A 15,367-nucleotide genomic window follows, 5' to 3' on the forward strand; every position below is an offset into this window, starting at 1 on the left:
CGCCCTTTTCTCATGGCTCCGGTCCTGATACGCTCCGCCCATGAAAACTGACTATCCATATCCTGTTCTGGCGCGTGAAGGCTGGCCTTTTCTGCTCGCCTTTCTGATCATCGCCGTTGTCTTGCAAATTTTTTTGACGGGTTGGTGGTTGCTCCTCTCGGCGATTTTTTATCTGTTGTTTTTGTTCAGTCTGCAGTTTTTTCGGGATCCCCGTCGGCCATTACCGGATTTGTCCCCCCGGTCTGTCCTTTGTCCAGCGGATGGTCGGGTGATTGCCATTGAGCAGGTCGATGATCCTTATCTTTCGCGGCCAGCGCTCAAAATCAGTATTTTTATGAATGTGTTTGATGTGCACGTCAATCGCATGCCGGTCACTGGACACATACAAAATATCTGGTATTTCCCGGGCAGGTTTTTTAATGCCGCCCTGGACAAGGCCTCACTGGAAAATGAACGCAATGCAATTTGGGTGAAAACTCCCGGGGGGCATGATGTCACCGTGGTGCAGGTGGCGGGCCTGGTGGCTCGACGCATTGTCTGTTATGTCCGTAACGATAATGACGTGGCCACCGGTCAGCGTTTCGGTTTTATTCGTTTTGGATCGCGGGTAGATACCTATTTACCACTGGATACGGAAGTTCAGGTGCGGATTGGTGAAAGGGTGCGTTCCGGCGCGCAGTGCCTCGCTACTTTACCTGGATCCATATCATGAATCCCCGGTATCCCCGGCGGGGCGTTTATGTACTCCCCAATTTGTTTACGACAGCCAGTCTTTTTGCCGGTTTTTATTCCATTGTTGCGTCTATTCATGGTCATTATCGTACAGCCGCAATAGTCATATTCATTGCCATGATTCTTGACGGTCTTGACGGCAGGGTTGCCCGAATGACGCATACGGAAAGTGCTTTTGGTGCAGAATATGATTCACTGGCCGATGTCATCGCCTTTGGATTGGCTCCAGCCATTCTGGTGCTGCTTTGGGGGCTTCAGGATTTCGGCAAGTTCGGCTGGTTGGGTGCTTTTGTTTACACGGCTTGTGGTGCCTTGCGTCTGGCGCGTTTCAATACCCAGGTACACAGTGCTTCAAAACGCTACTTTCAGGGCTTGCCAATCCCCACTGCTGCAGCCGTTCTGGCCAGTCTGGTCTGGGTGGCTGTTGGCGAGGGGTATCCCTGGCTGACCCAAATCAGTGAATATGTCGCCTTGGGATTGGTCTATGTTCTGGGGCTGCTGATGGTCAGTAATGTCCGTTTTCGCAGTTTCAAGGACTTTGATCTGCACGGGCGGGTTCCTTTTGCTTTGGCTATTATTGTCGTTTTGGTGGTCGCCCTGATCGCCGTGCATCCTCCTTTGGTGCTCTTCTTTGCCGGGATTATATACGTGGCAGTGGGTTTGGTGCTGACCCTTTGGCAAATCCGCAGCCGCCGCATGAAAAGACGCAGTGGAAGTCATTCGTCTTGAGTTGATTTTTTAATCGCCACAGGGAAGTGTTTAGATGGGAGCGAAAACAGTTCTTTGGTGTCGGGAAAAATTCCCTTTCATGGCATTATGGTTGGTATTTCTAACCATTCCTTTGGCTATTTCTCTCACAAAATATGCGGCCATAATTTTTTTTATTACGTTTTTATGGTCTGGATATTGGCGAAAACTACGGCCAAATATTTTTGTTTTGACGATTTCTATTATTTCCATTATCAATATATATGATTTATTTCATTATCATTTGGCTGTAAATGATTACGAGCCAGTAAGACATATTTGGTATTTATGGTTTTTGCCCCTGGTGGCGGTAATGCCCTGGCAAAAAAAAGACTATGTTTACCTGTTGCGATCTTTTATTGTGGCGCTGACCGTCAATGGATTGATAGGTATATTGCAAGTACTGGGTTGGCACTTCCGGGATCTTCTTGGGCAGGGGCCAATTGGTCTGGCGCAGACCCATATCACTTTCAGCATGATGCTGGCCTCAGGGTTGTTGCTATTGATGTTTGTCATCAGGGAAAAAACTTTGTTCTGGAGCCCGCGTATTGCTCTTGGCATATTTATATTATTGCTCTGGCAGTTGATGTTTACGATTGGCAGAACGGGGCAGGCGGTATATTTTATATTGGCTTTGCTGGTGTTATTGTGGATGTTTCCGCGCTATCGGGTTGCCGGAACAATAGCCGGTTTTGTGCTGGCGGGCATTGCCTTGCTTTCGCCGGTTTTGCGTAGCCGCTGGATTCAGGCGGTGTACGATGTTTATCTGTTTTTTAATGGCTGGGTGATTACCAGTGTAGGTTTACGTCTGGTCTATGCGCACTCAGCTTTACAAATGTTTGCTGAACATCCTTTTTTGGGAGTGGGGGCAGGGCAGTTCAGAACGTCCTATTATGATTTGGCAAGAAGAGGTCTGGAGCCTAAATTGCCGCCTGTTGTGGATAGCATGATCGGACCCAATAATTCATTTTTGGCTTATTTGTCAGAGTTGGGCTTGTTTGGATTTATTCCGCTGGTTATTTTGATAGGCTATTTGGGAGTCCGGGCATGGCGTCATAGTGATCCACTGCTGCGCTATGTGCAGGTAGTTACCTGGTTATGGTTTGTGCTGGGTAGCTTTGCGGATACATTTATCTGGCTGGAGGGTCAGGCAATTCCTTTTGCCATTTTAATGGCTGTGCAATATGGGCAAGAAATGTCAAACAGCGCCTGAGATTTATCAGTTTTTAGCAGAAAACCGCATCAATATGGTTTACCCATGGCCCCCGCCACGTGGACGACTCCCGCTATGCGCTCATTCTTAGTGCTTCGTGCAGCCGGTGCTCAGCCTTTCAAACGGCCAAGCGGTGAACGGCAACAGCGACATCATGAGGAAGCGCTATGGGGTGAAAGAGAGACACAGGGAACAGATAATCTTCGCCCGATTCATCAATGACACGAATCATGCCCAACTTTTGCGCGTCCGAGTCAGGTAATCCCTCATAAACCTTGCGAGGTTCGAGGGAAGCCTCATAGTCGGCATTGGACACGCAGAGCCAGAATGCCGGATCATTCGTCATGGTGAGTACGGTCAGAGACATTGATCGTTCAAAGATAGCCCCGCGAGGGCTTGTCTGTCAAAAACCGGGAGTGCGGGTAGCGCGCCGCAGGTTCCCAGGCAAAAACTGAGTGTGTTGAGCGAATGAGTAAAGACGTGTCAGCTGTTGCTGTTCTGAAAAGTCACACTGGAACTGAAAATCGTAACGGGTGAAAAGCTGGTTATCTCCGTGCTTAATGGTGGTATCGCCTATGTTGTGTATTATTGCGCAAATAGTATAATCCACCGATGAAAAGCGCAGAGATCATCAAGCGGTTAAAGGCCGAAGGCTGGCAAGAGGTGCATGTGGTGGGTTCGCATCATCAGTTTCGCCACCCGTCCAAGCCGGGCAAGGTAACGGTTCCGCATCCGCGCAAGGATGTTCCCTTGCCTACGCTGCGCAGTATCTTCAAACAGGCCGCTTGGCCGTGGAGGGATTAAAATGCTTTATCCAGTGTACATTCACCCCGGCGACGACACACACGCGCATGGGGTCATTATTCCAGACTTCCCCGGTTGCTTTTCAGCGGCGGATACATGGGAGGAATTGCCTGCCAACATTCAGGAGGCGGCAGAGTGCCACTACGGCTTGGGTGATGAGGAGGTGCCGCTGCCGTCGCTCTTGCAGGAGGTGATGCTGCACCCGGACTATCAGGACGGCGGGGTGTGGATGTTGGCGGACATTGATTTGTCGCGCATCAGTACCCGCGCGGTGCGCGTGAATATCAGCCTGCCTGAAGCGCTGGTGAAAACCATCGATGATGAGGCGCGGGCGCGCAGCATGAGCCGCTCTGGGTTTTTGGCCTACGCCGCGCGCAAGGCCATGCAGGTTGGGCATGGGGTTTAGCGTTAGTAACGGAACATCACAAGGGGGTTGACATGGACTCAGTGGCAACAATTGTGGCTGCGGTTCGCGCCGAAAAAGCCCGGCAAGGTGCGGGAGCAGACGAAAGCGCGAGTTGCGGCGCATCGCGCGCGTGATCCGGAGCAGTACAGGGCATACATGCGGGAGTACATGAAACAGCGGAGGGCAACGCCATGAAAACGCTCATCGTTGCAACGATTCGGCTGTCATGGCTGACATTCAAGACCGGCTGGTGGATTCCGCTGGCCGCCCTATATGCAGCTCAGTATGCCCATGCTGATACGGTCTACCTTACCCGCCTGCGCCGTTTCGCCATCCTCAAATCCTTCCAGAAACCCCAGCAGTCTATCGCCGAAATGATGCGCAACCTCTGCTTCCGGACGCGTCTCGTCTTCGATTATCTGCGCATGACGAAAAACTCAGCACCCTCAGCACATGGGAGTGGCTGAGAACAAATTTACCGTGCCTCAGTGTCTACCATTCCGCAAAAGGGGACCACAGGGGGACCAACCCACGGGATCCTGGAATAATAATAGGGAATAAATATATTTCTAACTTAATGATTTATATGGTGCGCCTGAAGGGACTCGAACCCCTGACCTACGGCTTAGAAGGCCAAATATAGCCATTTTTTAGCCTTTCCGAATCAATGCCTTAAAGATAATAATTTATAATATACAATGGGTTGTGAAATCATATGAGCATCACCAATCCCTAATATTCCCTATCATTCCCGTTTCAAGTATGGCGTCAGGGTGGCGCGGGAATCAATAACTTACAAGTGCCAAAAATCAGTGTGTCCGCCCACCATTCATTAGATCAGCAAGCATATCGAAAACCTCGATTGCATGTTGCACCGACACCGCGAAAAATTTCCGCCTATCGTTCATACATATCAAACACCGTGTCAACATTGGCACAGTGTTTCCCATATTATAACCGTTATACTGTAACTATTCAGTCGAGCAGTTGAGTTCTTCTGCCAACCGATTTATGGCTTGTTCGATACATTGGCGTTGGGTCAATCCGGTGGTCTTTTGTAGCCGCTTGAGATTGGCGTGTGCCTGAGGCGGAAGCATCGTCTGCACCCTGACCAACAAATGCCCGTCGGGGTCCTTCAGGGCCTTTTCTCGATACTTTGCTTGCCGTTCTGCTGCTGTCATTGCCATGGTTAATCCTCTTCGGCAGTTACAGTGTAACGATATATTGCAACGTTATCCTGTAATGGTCAAATTCCACAGCGTCGCCAAGAGAACTGGGTGTACAAGGCGGGGCAGACCTGCAAAATGTATCCTGAAAAACGGGGCTGGATGGCAGAAAAAGCTACATCTTTTGAACCTACCCTTTATCTGGCGTTCCCTTTAATAACAATATAAAAAATAAAATTAAAACGTATACATAAAACGGCAGGGTAATACCCCCGCACTTTAATGGGTGCCTCTTTGGTTTCGGTGCCCAATGTTTAAGCGGGTTCCAGACCGTTCGAGGGATCGCTTCTTGAGGATGCACCCCCCGCACTTTTGGGGGGTGGCTTTGATACGGGATAACTGGCAGGTGTGGGATTAACCCAACTGTGGGGGGCATCTATTTATAAGCGCCCCGCAATTTCTCAGGCTTTTTCCAAGAGCGGATCATCAGTCCGTTAAAAGCCGGCCAAGCCTTATTCAGAAGATGACAAGGTAGTGTGCCATCGCCCTTTTGGGGTGACGATGGTGGCTAACGGGCCTTTCAAAGCCATGTTGCGCAGCAATGATCTCGCGTGGTGGATGAACCGACATAAATACACAAGGCCCCGCCCGCCTAAATTCAGCCAGCATTGTCCTATTTGTGGACTCACATAGGACTTATCCGTTAGGGCCAGCGTGGCGGCGTCCATGGCTTGTTACCCGCTGTTACCAGTTGGTAGTGGGCAGGTAACAGACAGGTAACAAGAAAAACCCAATAAATCAATGTTGTTACCACTGTTACCTCTGTTACCACCTATTTGATACGTTCACGGGACTTTCCCCGCTATAAATAGAGGGCACTCTTATAATAGAGAAATTGTCCGTATAGGGGTGTCGTTTTTGCGGGTAACAGAGGTAACAAGGTAACAGCTTTGATTTTATTATGTATTTATGTTACCAGCTTGTTACCTGTCGGCCTCTGTTACCGGTAACACGGGACTTTCATTGCGCATCTCTGTCCCCTGAAACCATACGAAGTAAAAATCTACACCGGTTGGTTATGCGGTAGAAGCGTTAATCACGCTGATGTTTAATGGCCCTTTTGTGGTGATCTCAACCATGCAAGGCGAGAACGGGTGAGGGCCTAGTGTACCCAACAGTCGCCCATAGATGTTTCCACTTCGGTCGGGATGCCATATCTGAGCAACAATGAATCCGCTGCCGTAATCATGGTTTTTTCGACGAGGGCCTGCACCTCGGCAACACGAGCCTCAGGCACTTCCAGCAACAGCTCATCGTGGACAAAATTAATAAGATAACTCTGTATATCTTCCGGTAACGCTCGCAGTGCCCGGAAAGCAATTTCAGCCCCCGTTCCCTGATCCTGATAGTTGGCCCCGCTCGTCATTTTAGAAGATATGGTCAAACGGCCAGACAGGGTACTTCCGAGATATAATTTCCCCCCTGCTGTTGCTGGCTGCACTTCATAAGCCTTGTAGGGATTCAAAATATCCGCTTTTTGGCTGAAAGCATTTTTCAGTAGCCAGTGCCAAAGACCCATTTCCGGGAACAATTCAAAATAAGCGTTTTTAGCGGCTTCTGCCTCTGCCTCGGTCCATTTCAGGCCGTAAGACTGCCTGCCATACTTCCAGAGGGATTCCGCAGACATGCCGTATATGAGACCAAAGTTCACCGCCTTTGCCGCCTGTCTTGGGCCTTTCAGCGTCTTTTTCAGCGCATCCTGCGCATCCCGCGTCAGAGACTCTAAGTATGCGATAGGGGTCAAACCACCCAACTCAAACCGTCCACTCATGGATTCCATAGCAAGGGCGGTAATCATATGCGGGTCCAGTCCTTTGATGTACGCCAAGCGGAAAGGCAATTTGGCCTCATCCCCTTCCGTGGCCGTGTGAATCTTCTTCACGATGACGCAAAGCTGGCAGGCTATCGCCAGTGCCCAGGTATCCATGTCCGGTTGGCTTTTGCTGTCCGGAAACGGGTTCGCTTCGGCGATCCTTGCCGGAACAGGCTCAGAGGGGTCACTGAGCCATGGTAAAAGTTCGGGGACTTTTTGGACTATCCAAGCTATCCGTTGCCGTTGTGGTGACTGGCATTGGTTATCTTCCCGCAGAAAACGCAGCATGCGCCAAGACCTGACCCCTAAGGCCGCGCCAATACGCAATTCAATACTCGAAAAGTCCGTGGCAATGATTTTATGCCCCTCTGGTGCCGCAAAGATGGCCCGGAAACGTGGATCACGCGGGATATTCTGCAAATTGGGTTCCTGTGATGAAGTCCGGCCTGTCACCGTATTGATACCCGTCATCGGATGAATACGCCCATCCTCAGCCACCAGCGCTGCATATTGGGGGATTTTCCCACGCTCTGAAACAGGTTTGAGAACACCCTGCAAGGCCGTTACTACCTGGCTATCCGGGAAAACTTCTTCTAGGTCTTTGGCCGAAAGAGAAGGGTTCCCCTTGTCTGTTGTAGGTAATCCCTGCCCTGTTTCTGCACGAATGGCCTGATCTATGGATGTTTTGAGCGCATCGTTCATACCTTGCTTGGGATTCAACAACCGTTCGCGAAACGCCCCCAAAGCGGGAACAATCTGTTCCAGTGCATCCATGGCCGTTATTGCTGCCATATTTAAAGCCGCATCCAGTTCTGCCGCCGCTGAATGAGACCAGTACAAACCCTTTCGCTGCATCCGCACCAGCACATGCAAGGCTTCTTCCATGTCTCGATATGCCTTGCCGCCATTGTGGTTATCCAAGGCGTCCAGCACCCCATGAATGTCTGTATCCGAGTCTATCTTGAGTAATGCCCGTGCGGCTTTTGGGGGAATATCCACATCTCCCATGCAGTAATCGTAATGGGCCGGTGAGAGATAATCCGGCATCCAGTTTTGCGGTTTCTGGAAAGTCTTGTCGAGTTTCTGGTCGAACAACCAGAGCGCCAGATCATCCAGACTCAATGCCCCACCTTCTTTGTCACCAGACCTTGTCTTGTGTGCCATTTTGTCTTTCACATGCCGGGCAAATTCCGCATAGTTTTTTCGGGGGGATGGCTGCCGGGTTTCAGCCTGAACAATAACCGACTGCATATAATAAACCGCTTCTGGTCGTATGGCCGTTGCCATGAGCATCGTATCCACAATCCGTGCAGGCCGTATATCCGCATGCAGGTTCAGCAACCATTGATAATCAAACAGCAGGTTGTGACCAACCCAAACATGCCCATGCAGCATCCCTACCAAAGTCCGTTTTTGTTCAGACGAAAATTGGTCCAAATCCACGGCAGTCTGGAATCCATTGTGGGGCAGGAACAGTGACAGAACCCGACAGCGGGGCGTGGCATCCCCATCCTTTCCATTGGTGAGGGGTTTTTTCACCGCCCATGGTGTCAGGCCCGTGGTTTCCACGTCCAAGACGATTTCAACCGGACCATGCACTGTAGCGTCGGGTAATGCTTCTGACAGTGCCTGCAGAATTTCTGGTCCTGTGAATGAATTACGCGTTGGTATATCAAGCATCAAGGTCGACATAGGGCACCTCAATAATTTTGGTCAGTTGGTCCAGCAAGGGGGTTGTGGGGTCATTCACCACAAATGTTGGTGGTGCCTGTTTGGGTGCCGGTGGCGTCGGTTCTTCCGGTTTCTTGGCTTCACCTTTGGCTATAAGAGGCACTACATTGTTGGTAGTCGCCGCATCGTCCCCTGAAAACAAGGTGTCAGGAATATCCAGCCTAAGTGCCGCTACCGGTACCAAGGTGCATTTTCTTAGCATCCCTGACACGCGCACGGGGTGGTTGCGTATTGCCCCATCCACATCACGCAACCCGCCCGTCCAAGCGCCGTCTTTACGCCAGCGGGTGTTTTTCAGCAAATCTGAAAGACCGGCATGCCGTGCAACGATAGCCGCATATAGTTTCCCTGCGTTTTCCAGCAGACGAATCCCGATATTGCCCAGCGCTTGGGCTTCCTCGCTGACCATGGTGCTGTTAGGTGACTTGGTCAGCCTGACTACTTCGGTTTGCATGGCCCGCCCAACACTCATCTTGTCGCGATTAATCCGTGAGTTTCCACGTTCATCCGTCTCGGGACGCAGAACCTCAATGGTCATGGCCGCAATCGTATCCAGAATCAAATCCGATTCTTTGGATGCTTCTCGGGCTTCCTGAAGTTGGCCCATCAGATCGGGCAAAGCCTGTCCCATTGTTGTGCATACATTGCTGACATTCTGATCTACTGCCGTCATTGCTGCAGCCATCAACACACCGAAAGTATCCACTTCGCGTGACTCGCCATTTCCGGCATAGGACAACCAGTGTTCCCGCACTTCAGCAAACAAGCTCTGGTAAGACTGCCACCGCTGAATTGTGCCCCAGAAGAACACAGCGGCGTCCTCTGCGCTCAGCTTCGCCGGTGGCTTGCCAATGTGCCCATCGTGCTGAAGGGGCTTCAGATAGATTTTTGCAATGCGTGTCAGGTCGGCAGGTTCCAATGCAGGGTCAGCGATTGAAGCAAAGCAAAAGCTCGTCATGATGCGGAATACTTTGCCAACCTGATCGGCAGTGCCTTTCCGCACGTCGGAACCCGCTGAATAGCTACTACGGTTCAGACTAAGAAACCCGTTCGTGTTTCGCTCGGATCTGGCGTTCACATTGTCCGTATTGTCTTTTTCCATCTCATCGAGACCACAAGGGCCGGATGACCGCCCAAACATCTGCCGAACACCGGCAGATGTGGATTCACTGGCCATGTCCGTATGCCACATATATCCCCCCAGACAGGACTTGATGAAACGCAGCAGTTCAGACTTGCCGCTACCTCGCTGACCTACCAGCCATATGGATGGTCGCGAAGTCATGGCCCCCAGAAATATGGTCATGGTCATCCAGCCCAGCACCATCTTTGCGCTTGCCGCCGTGCCGCCTGCGTAATTCCACTGTTCGAGTGAAGACATAATGCGCGAAACAACCGCCCTGTATTCTGCATTAGACGTTGCACGGTAGGCTGGGGGTGGAAAAGGACCTTCTTTGATATAGAGGGCTTTTCTGCCCTCTACAATGCGCGGAATGCATTGTCCATCTGCCCTGAATACGCCCTCTGCCGTATTCACGACCAGATCGCCATCCTCACCTAGCCATGTTCCGGTCCCAAACACACGGTCCGCTTCGTTGAAATGGCCCGCAAGGCTGCAGGCATCCGCAACTTCCCGCGCTGCGCGCGGGGCATCGACGCTTTTGTTACCCTGTTTGTCTATTTTCGAGTAGTGCTTTTCCAGATAAGAATTGCCCACCATAAGGGTTAGCGCGCTGGCATTGCTGAGGTCTTTTCCGGGCATCGTAATCAGGTTTTTCGACCGATTTGACCAGAGAGCCACATAGAGGCCCTGATTGAGGGTGCCCAAAGGAATAAAACCCTCGTTATCCGCATCTGGTTTGGCCACACTGGCCCAGCTGGCAGCTTCTGCGATGGTTTTCAAAACTTCAGAGGACTGACCCGCCACAAGCGCATCATCAAGACCACGGCTTTTGCACCGAAGCATGGTGTACTGCCCACCACGCGGCCCGGTACATTTTTCCAGATCGGGTTTCATCCATTGTGCAGCGACCGGCAGCCCCACAAACATCTCACGAATCAGCTTCGCCAGTTTGCGAGCCGCATGGTGTACGTCCGCATTCAACGCACAGCGCCCCATGCCCAGCGACCAAAGTTTGCCATGCTGGCCAAATTCTTCCGCATTTCTGGGGGCAGAGGCCTTTTCCATGGGCCAGCCGTTACTATCATAGAGGACCACCACGGTATCTATGGCATCCTCTTTCTGTAACTGTTCAATAAGCGCCGTAATCTCAGGGGATAGAACAGCCAGTTCTTTGTCCTTCGCCTTGAAGTTGTAAACACCGGGCAGACCCACGCAAGGAATACCGGCAAGGCAAGCGGCAGTGGCTTTCTTTTCGCCTTCCGTGATGACGAGCGTTTTACCGACCTTGCTATTTTTCAGGGCATCTCGAAACGACGATGGGATATAGACATGCGACCGACTGCCTTTGGGTGATAGGTACTTACCGAGTGTACTGCCTTCCTCTAAGCCCAACAGTCGGAACCGCTGGTAAGGCATACCTTGGTCCTCAATAGGATTATTGTCGAGGTCAAAGTAGGGTATGGCGTAGGCACCCCGAGCGGGTATCCTGCTTTTGAAGCCCAACGCTTGTTGTGCCTGTTCTGGTGTTCTGGACCCAACCCGTATTTTCGTCGGTGTCAGCCCCGAGCGAGCCAGGTCTTCACGGGTGAGATTTTTAATCTCATCCAGTGCTACGGGCTGGACAGTCTGAACAGTCGCTTCAGCCTTATTTTCGGGCTGGGTATGATTGAAGTCGTTAATTAATCCCATGTCACACCCCCTTACCGCGAACAGCGGCTATCTGGGCTGATGTGGCAATCCTTGGACGGCCCCTCTTGCCGGTGGGCTTTCTTGGGGGTTTCGTGCCCCCGACAGGGAAGCAATTCAGCCATGCGATGACATCCCGATAATGATAGCGGGGACCGCGACAACCGGGGATGAAGACGGCAGGGGGTAGTGCAGAATGGGGCTTGTTCTGAAGCGTTTTAGGGCTGACCTGTAGCAGTACAGCCAGATCATGGACCGTGCAGAGTAAAGGCAGAGACGCAGGCGGCTCACCACCATCACTATCGTCGGAACTACTGCTGCTGGCTGGCTTTTTATGCCCGCCAGCCTTGCGATGGCCAGACTGACGACCAGCAGATTGTTGTCTGTGGGCATGGGCGACCAAATCTGCACCAACGGCACCTCGCTCGCGCAATTGGGCTGGATAGGCAGCTGTAGGGCTGGTAATAGCCCAAGCTTTAGCCTCAGTTCTCACCAATGTGACATTGCCAGAGATGTGCCCCCAGACATGTGGCATCCCCGCCAGAAGAACCATGGGGATAAGGATTGTGATAATGGTTATGGCATCTGCCATTGGCACAAAGCCAAGCTGACCAAGACAGGCAGCAAGGAAGATGGTAATACCGCCATAGCGGTATATGCATGCGCGAAATTCGGCCCATGCGCTGGGCGTGTTTTTACTGTTCATAATGGTTTCCTCGTGTGATGGTCAATTACTCTCAATTTGGTTTCCTCATACAACGGTCAATTACTCGGTGTGTGCCTCAGATGTGCCCCCTTTAATAAGGGAACTCACCTGTGTGCTGGCCGGGAAACCATCGCTTGGGCAGCAAAGAATCCGGTGACCAGCCGGGCGGCCAGAGAACACATCTGAGGCACCGCCGAGTGGATGTTTTTGTATCCACGGGATGGTATAGACTTAGCCATGAAGGGATAAACCGTACACCATTCCTATGGACATATATATAGTCCAATAGTTCCAAGTTATCAACATTATTTCGAAATATTTTTACCAATTTTAATTTGACTTTATAAAGCACAAAATACAATATGTTAATATATTTAGGTTTCCATGAAAAACCACATTTAAGATTCCAGCTTGCGCAATGCAAATCACAAGTGATTCAGGCGACGCTTCAGTTCCTTGATGACCGGCGCGCTGTTCATCCGCAGTTCCAGATTGTCGGGCTGGCCCAGTACCCTCGACACGGCAAGGCATAAATCCCTATGGCCCATCAATACCACATCAACAGGTAGCAAAGAACCATCCAACGCACTCTGTGCCATCATTTTCCGCTTATGCCGATACCGCCTTGCTTTTTCGGTAGGGGTCAGTACATGGTTGGCATACAGCCGTGGACGGCCCACTTTACGTTTTGGGGCAGGGGCGTCAACTACAGGCTGGACCAAAGAGGGCTGTTCCATAGCCGGTGCAGGCGAGTATGTGGGTTCCGGCTGACCTACAGGTTCCGGCGGGCTTACTGGATAGCCACGTTCCGGTCGGGTTGGTACCGGCTGTTCCGGCTTGCGCAGGGGTTCCCGCGCTACAGGTTTCAAGTTGAGTTCATCCAAACCCAGTCCTGCCAATAGGGATTTTTTCATGACATCCATCCTCACAAATCTCATCACGGCTTATTCCGTCATGATTGGTATAGCCGAACCATATGGGGTATAGCTTTATTGGGTGATGGCCGACTATTTTGAGGTGACTTGATTGGGTGCGGCAGACCATTCATGGTCGGCATTAATAGGTGGCGGCCTACTATTCAGGGTTGGCCTTATTAGGTGATCGTTTACCATTCTTGCGCAGCCTTATTAAGTGATGACCCACTATTCAGGCATAGCTTTAATTGAGTAGTGGCCGACTATTTATTAAGGATGGCGCAACCAAATGAATGGGTTCCGGTAGATGAAAAATGGTTGGTTATCGTTACTATATATTTAGTGATTATTGTTTTAATGGGATAAGGTGAACGCCAGATAAAGCAACGCGTCAAAAGCTGTAGCTTTTTTGAGTGGTGCGGATCGTCCGCAGGAATAGCAGGAACTATCAAATGGATTTATCCACGGACAGGGATGTTAACTGCGTTCCTTGACCTTCTGGCTGACCTTAAATGTCACCACTCGTCTGGCGGCAATCTCGAAAGGTTCACCGTTCTTGGGATTTCGCCCCGGTCGGGCGACCTTATGCCGTAACGTAAAATTCCCAAAGCCGGACAACTTCACGTCTTCACCGGACGCCAGCGTTTCCCGTATCGTATCAAACAAACTATTCACCAGTTCCAAGCTGGTTAGACGGGTCAGCCCCATTTCATCCATCAAAAAATAAGCTATTTCTGCTTTTGTAACGGTCATAGTTCTTTCATCCCTTTATCCAATGCGCGTTGTGCCGAGGCCAGTTCTTTCATCAGAAAGCCATGGGCACCCATGTGTATCTGGCAATCCTGAATCACTTCCCGGTAGGCATCCCGATAGTCGATCATCATCACCTTGCGCCGGTCCTTCCTGGTCTGGATGAAATTTTCGTCATAGTACGCCAGAAGGTCTTCCGCAAAATGACTGACCAACAGCATGGCGGCATTGGTGGCATATTCCGCCATAAAGTCCGGTCCAAAGCTGTTTGAAGCAAGAATGAATGCATCCTGTGGAAGCATTTCATCCAGCTTGCGCATCACCTTGTGTGTGGCCTTGGTCCGTTGAAGCAGCCAATCCACGGCTTCCTGATTCGTCTGTTCCGGGTATCTCTGCGCTTCACAGATCAGCACATTGGCCGCTTCGGTCAGGGCATTCATGCCGTGAAGGGTCCGCAGAAACTGGGCGCAGGGGGAAGCCAATTCATCTTCAGTGTGTTCCAGGCCGGACTGCGCAAGGTACAGGCTACCCGCCTGAATAATCGCGTCGAGCACATCTACCGGAATATCGTCGAAGTCTTGTAGCAGCAGCGCCGGACCATAGGCATTATCACTGCTTTTCGTGCGGTGGCTTTTCTTGCGCAAGGGTTTGGCGGACTTACCGCCTGCGGGGAATGGGTGAACATTACTCATTGCGGGAATCTATCACGATGCGGCTTCCCAGAAAATCCTGATGCTGAAAAACATGTACCATAATCCAATTAAACCCTATTTCTGAGGTGTCTATGTGTGGCCGTTATGTTTTGGAACCCCGCAAGCTGGACCGCATCATCAAGGTGTTGTCTTTGCCTCTACCGGGCTTCGAGGCACACTTTAATATCAGCCCCGGCCAGAATGTGCCGATTATCCGGGATGTCGGTGCTGGCCCTGAATGGATTACAGCGCGATGGGGGTTGATTCCGCATTGGGCCAAGGAAGCCAAGGCCACCTACAGCACTTTCAACGCCAGAGTCGAAACAGCCAACCAGAAGCCCACCTTTCGGGATTCATGGAAGCATCGGCGCAGTATTTACAGGCAAACTGACGATGTGGCGCTTCTGTGCTAGAATTTTAGGAAGGAGTAAAACCCTACGATGACGACGGCAAACCTTTCGAGGAAACGCTAACGCGGGTCACCAAGAAATAACCGGATATTCGAACCAATCAGAAACGAGGACGCTAACATGAATAGAATCTCGCCGGAATGTTGTGAAGAATCCCAAATCACCAACAAAACTGAATTACAGAGGTGTCTTGAGGCACTCAAAGATGTTCAAGGTATGGAAATGGAAGGCCTACGCATTCGGCAGGGATATCTGGAAACCACTCACGGAATATGGGGTGCAATGATACATGAGGATCAAGAATTAAATGCGCTTTATAACGATACCAGGCTTACAATTCAAAGACAAATAAACGAATTAAGAAGATCAAGAACAGTTGAATAAATAGAATTAATGTATTTTGGCAGGAACTAT

At 50.8% G+C, this 15,367-nt stretch carries 16 protein-coding genes; 8 read left to right on the forward strand and 8 right to left on the reverse strand.

The genetic code is table 11. The features are described from left to right. The first annotated feature begins 40 nt into the window (after positions 1 to 40). The 3 genes from HAP95_RS11750 (at position 41) to HAP95_RS11760 (ending at position 2,692) form a co-directional block, all read left to right on the forward strand. On the forward strand, positions 41 to 712 hold the full coding sequence (locus HAP95_RS11750; RefSeq protein WP_215884392.1) for a phosphatidylserine decarboxylase: 672 nt from the start codon (positions 41 to 43) through the stop codon (positions 710 to 712). Beyond that, a complete protein-coding gene (gene pssA / locus HAP95_RS11755; RefSeq protein ID WP_215884393.1) occupies positions 709 to 1,461 on the forward strand; it encodes a CDP-diacylglycerol--serine O-phosphatidyltransferase in 753 nt (250 codons plus the stop codon). Before HAP95_RS11750 ends, pssA begins: the two co-directional genes overlap by 4 nt. 331 nt (positions 1,462 to 1,792) lie before the next feature. Beyond that, the gene (locus HAP95_RS11760) at positions 1,793 to 2,692 is read left to right on the forward strand and encodes an O-antigen ligase family protein (RefSeq protein WP_215884394.1); all 900 of its coding nucleotides are present in this window, start codon (positions 1,793 to 1,795) and stop codon (positions 2,690 to 2,692) included. 118 nt (positions 2,693 to 2,810) lie between these two features. On the opposite strand, the gene HAP95_RS11765 is transcribed toward HAP95_RS11760, so the two are convergent. Next, positions 2,811 to 3,059, reverse strand: coding sequence for a hypothetical protein (locus tag HAP95_RS11765; protein WP_226832745.1), 249 nt, complete (start codon positions 3,057 to 3,059; stop codon positions 2,811 to 2,813). Between the two features lie 245 nt (positions 3,060 to 3,304). On the opposite strand from HAP95_RS11765, the gene HAP95_RS11770 reads away from it, so the two are divergent. The 3 genes from HAP95_RS11770 to HAP95_RS11780 all read left to right on the forward strand — a co-directional run bounded on the left by HAP95_RS11770 (position 3,305) and on the right by HAP95_RS11780 (position 4,369). After that, on the forward strand, positions 3,305 to 3,496 hold the full coding sequence (locus tag HAP95_RS11770; protein ID WP_215884395.1) for a type II toxin-antitoxin system HicA family toxin: 192 nt from the start codon (positions 3,305 to 3,307) through the stop codon (positions 3,494 to 3,496). 1 nt (position 3,497) lies between these two features. Then, positions 3,498 to 3,902, forward strand: coding sequence for a type II toxin-antitoxin system HicB family antitoxin (locus tag HAP95_RS11775; RefSeq protein ID WP_215884396.1), 405 nt, complete (start codon positions 3,498 to 3,500; stop codon positions 3,900 to 3,902). 191 nt (positions 3,903 to 4,093) lie between these two features. After that, entirely contained in the window at positions 4,094 to 4,369 is a 276-nt protein-coding gene (locus HAP95_RS11780; RefSeq protein WP_215884397.1) for a hypothetical protein, read from the forward strand. A 504-nt stretch (positions 4,370 to 4,873) separates the two neighbouring features. Here the strand turns inward: HAP95_RS11780 and HAP95_RS11785 are convergent. The 7 genes from HAP95_RS11785 to HAP95_RS11815 all read right to left on the reverse strand — a co-directional run bounded on the left by HAP95_RS11785 (position 4,874) and on the right by HAP95_RS11815 (position 14,543). Then, positions 4,874 to 5,089 (reverse strand): hypothetical protein, encoded by a 216-nt coding sequence (locus HAP95_RS11785; RefSeq protein ID WP_215884398.1) that lies wholly within the window; start codon positions 5,087 to 5,089, stop codon positions 4,874 to 4,876. Between the two features lie 1,141 nt (positions 5,090 to 6,230). Further along, positions 6,231 to 8,633: a DNA polymerase gene (locus HAP95_RS11790; protein ID WP_215884399.1), complete on the reverse strand. Its 2,403-nt coding sequence runs from the start codon at positions 8,631 to 8,633 to the stop codon at positions 6,231 to 6,233. After that, a complete protein-coding gene (locus HAP95_RS11795; protein ID WP_215884400.1) occupies positions 8,614 to 11,484 on the reverse strand; it encodes a DUF3854 domain-containing protein in 2,871 nt (956 codons plus the stop codon). The genes HAP95_RS11790 and HAP95_RS11795 overlap by 20 nt, the downstream gene beginning before the upstream one ends. A 1-nt stretch (position 11,485) precedes the next feature. Further along, entirely contained in the window at positions 11,486 to 12,187 is a 702-nt protein-coding gene (locus HAP95_RS11800) for a hypothetical protein (RefSeq protein ID WP_065973692.1), read from the reverse strand. 425 nt (positions 12,188 to 12,612) lie between these two features. Next, positions 12,613 to 13,101, reverse strand: a complete 489-nt coding sequence (locus HAP95_RS11805) for a hypothetical protein (RefSeq protein ID WP_215884401.1) — start codon at positions 13,099 to 13,101, stop codon at positions 12,613 to 12,615. 477 nt (positions 13,102 to 13,578) lie between these two features. Continuing rightward, complete coding sequence (locus HAP95_RS11810; protein WP_215884402.1) at positions 13,579 to 13,854, reverse strand: integration host factor subunit alpha; 276 nt, start codon at positions 13,852 to 13,854, stop codon at positions 13,579 to 13,581. After that, a complete protein-coding gene (locus HAP95_RS11815; protein ID WP_215884403.1) occupies positions 13,851 to 14,543 on the reverse strand; it encodes a hypothetical protein in 693 nt (230 codons plus the stop codon). Before HAP95_RS11815 ends, HAP95_RS11810 begins: the two co-directional genes overlap by 4 nt. A gap of 92 nt (positions 14,544 to 14,635) precedes the next feature. On the opposite strand from HAP95_RS11815, the gene HAP95_RS11820 reads away from it, so the two are divergent. Beyond that, positions 14,636 to 14,956, forward strand: a complete 321-nt coding sequence (locus HAP95_RS11820; protein WP_215884404.1) for an SOS response-associated peptidase family protein — start codon at positions 14,636 to 14,638, stop codon at positions 14,954 to 14,956. A gap of 117 nt (positions 14,957 to 15,073) precedes the next feature. Next, positions 15,074 to 15,337, forward strand: a complete 264-nt coding sequence (locus HAP95_RS11825; protein WP_215884405.1) for a hypothetical protein — start codon at positions 15,074 to 15,076, stop codon at positions 15,335 to 15,337. Positions 15,338 to 15,367: the final 30 nt, after the last annotated feature.

Source organism: Acidithiobacillus sulfurivorans, from assembly GCF_018853815.1.
Classification (GTDB): Bacteria; Pseudomonadota; Gammaproteobacteria; order Acidithiobacillales; family Acidithiobacillaceae; genus Acidithiobacillus; species Acidithiobacillus sulfurivorans.

Coding starts and splice junctions, on each gene's coding strand:
- HAP95_RS11750 (WP_215884392.1), top strand. CDS start 41: ATGAAAACTGACTATCCATATCCTGTTCTGGCGCGTGAAGGCTGGCCT.
- pssA (WP_215884393.1), top strand. CDS start 709: ATGAATCCCCGGTATCCCCGGCGGGGCGTTTATGTACTCCCCAATTTG.
- HAP95_RS11760 (WP_215884394.1), top strand. CDS start 1,793: ATGCCCTGGCAAAAAAAAGACTATGTTTACCTGTTGCGATCTTTTATT.
- HAP95_RS11765 (WP_226832745.1), bottom strand. CDS start 3,059: ATGTCTCTGACCGTACTCACCATGACGAATGATCCGGCATTCTGGCTC.
- HAP95_RS11770 (WP_215884395.1), top strand. CDS start 3,305: ATGAAAAGCGCAGAGATCATCAAGCGGTTAAAGGCCGAAGGCTGGCAA.
- HAP95_RS11775 (WP_215884396.1), top strand. CDS start 3,498: ATGCTTTATCCAGTGTACATTCACCCCGGCGACGACACACACGCGCAT.
- HAP95_RS11780 (WP_215884397.1), top strand. CDS start 4,094: ATGAAAACGCTCATCGTTGCAACGATTCGGCTGTCATGGCTGACATTC.
- HAP95_RS11785 (WP_215884398.1), bottom strand. CDS start 5,089: ATGGCAATGACAGCAGCAGAACGGCAAGCAAAGTATCGAGAAAAGGCC.
- HAP95_RS11790 (WP_215884399.1), bottom strand. CDS start 8,633: ATGTCGACCTTGATGCTTGATATACCAACGCGTAATTCATTCACAGGA.
- HAP95_RS11795 (WP_215884400.1), bottom strand. CDS start 11,484: ATGGGATTAATTAACGACTTCAATCATACCCAGCCCGAAAATAAGGCT.
- HAP95_RS11800 (WP_065973692.1), bottom strand. CDS start 12,187: ATGAACAGTAAAAACACGCCCAGCGCATGGGCCGAATTTCGCGCATGC.
- HAP95_RS11805 (WP_215884401.1), bottom strand. CDS start 13,101: ATGAAAAAATCCCTATTGGCAGGACTGGGTTTGGATGAACTCAACTTG.
- HAP95_RS11810 (WP_215884402.1), bottom strand. CDS start 13,854: ATGACCGTTACAAAAGCAGAAATAGCTTATTTTTTGATGGATGAAATG.
- HAP95_RS11815 (WP_215884403.1), bottom strand. CDS start 14,543: ATGAGTAATGTTCACCCATTCCCCGCAGGCGGTAAGTCCGCCAAACCC.
- HAP95_RS11820 (WP_215884404.1), top strand. CDS start 14,636: ATGTGTGGCCGTTATGTTTTGGAACCCCGCAAGCTGGACCGCATCATC.
- HAP95_RS11825 (WP_215884405.1), top strand. CDS start 15,074: ATGAATAGAATCTCGCCGGAATGTTGTGAAGAATCCCAAATCACCAAC.